Here is a 1587-nt window from a genome sequence, read left to right as displayed (position 1 = left end):
CCGCCGCCGGCGCGCGGCGCGGAGGTCGAAGATCCTTGCGTCGAGGGCACGATGTGGAAGACGAGGCCGCCGGTCAGCGGACTCGCCTCCGCCAGACGCACCTCCACCGCCTGCGCGAGGCTGTAGGTCAGCCGCGTCCTGCGGCCGGACAGGCTGTGTGTCCGTTCGTCGTGCATCCAGAAATCGTCGGGCAGCGTGGAAATCGGAACGATACCGCTCGCTCCGTTCGTCTCGACTGTGACGAACAACGCGCCGCGCGTCACGCCGGAAATGCGGGCCGCGAAATGCGCGCCGCGTTTGTCGGCCATGTAGGCGGCGAGGTAACGGTCCACCGCCTCGCGCTCGGCGGTGGCGGCGCGACGCTCCGTCGCGGTGATGTGTTCGGCGGTCTCCGCGAGCCGCGCGGCGGCATCGGCGTCGAGACCGTCCGGGCCGAGGCGCAGGGCGCGGATCAGCGCGCGATGCACGAGCAGATCCGCGTAGCGCCGGATCGGGCTGGTGAAATGCGCATAGCGCGTGAGCGCGAGGCCGAAATGGCCGATGTTGTCGGGGCTGTAGGCGGCCTGGCTCTGGCTGCGCAGCATCACCTCGTTCACCAGCAGTGCCTCCGGCGTGCCCGCGACGCGGGTCAGAACGCGGCCGAGGTCGCGCGGATGCAGCTGATCGCCGGGCGGCAGCGTGATGTCGAAGCCGCGCAGGAAGTCGCGCAGCGCATCCAGCTTCTCCGCCGAGGGCGGCGCATGGACGCGATAGACGCAGGGCGTGTGCAGCCGCTCGAGTTCCTCGGCGGCGCATACGTTCGCCATCACCATGAACTCCTCGATCAGCCGGTGGCTGTCGAGGCGCGGCCGCGGCGCCACGTCGGCCACCCGCCCCGCATCGTCGAGCACGACGCGCCGCTCGGCGAGGTCGAGGTCGAGGGTGCCGCGCGCCTCGCGCGCCGCCAGCAGCGCGCGGAAGGCGGCGTAGAGCGTCGCCAGCATCCCGTCCGGCAGCCCCAGCGCATCGCCCGACTCCGCCGCCGCCTGCACCTGCTCATAGGTCAGGCGCGCGGCCGAGCGCATCAGGCCGCGCCCGAACCGGTGCGCGCGCTTGCGCCCGTCCGGGCCGATGCGGATTTCGACGAACAGGCAGCCGCGCTCCTCCTGCGGGCGCAGGCTGCACCAGCCGTTGGACAGCGCCTCCGGCAGCATCGGCACGACGCGGTCGGGGAAATAGACGCTGTTGCCGCGCGTCCAGGCGGCGCGGTCGAGCGCGCTGCCGCCGGGGACGTAGTGCGCGACGTCGGCGATCGCGACCGTCAGGCGGAAACCGTCGCCGTCGGCTTCCGCATGCACCGCGTCATCGAAATCGCGCGCGTCGGCGCCGTCGATGGTGATCAGCGGCATGTCCCGCAGGTCGGCGCGGCTGCCCAGCGCGACCGGGCCCGCGGCCTCGGCCTGCGCGAGGGCGGCCGGGGGGAAATCCTGCGGGATGTCATAGGTCGCGATGCAGATCAGGCTGACCGAGCGCGCGTCGCCCATGCGCCCGAGCCGTTCGGTCACGCGCGCGGGTTTCAGGCCGAGGCCCGCATGCGGCAGCGGCTCG

At 72.7% G+C, this 1587-nt stretch carries 1 pseudogene; it reads right to left on the bottom strand.

Features of this window, described 5'->3' with window-relative positions:
• A pseudogene (locus B8460_RS13215) lies at positions 1-1583 on the bottom strand (ribonuclease R family protein); the annotation flags it as partial.
• Between the last annotated feature and the right edge of the window lie 4 nt (positions 1584-1587).

Origin of the sequence: Acidisphaera rubrifaciens HS-AP3 (genome assembly GCF_000964365.1) — a bacterium.
Lineage (GTDB): Bacteria > Pseudomonadota > Alphaproteobacteria > Acetobacterales > Acetobacteraceae > Acidisphaera > Acidisphaera rubrifaciens.
The sequence above is the reverse complement of the archived record's forward strand: the minus strand, read 5'-3'. Positions and strand labels throughout refer to the sequence as shown.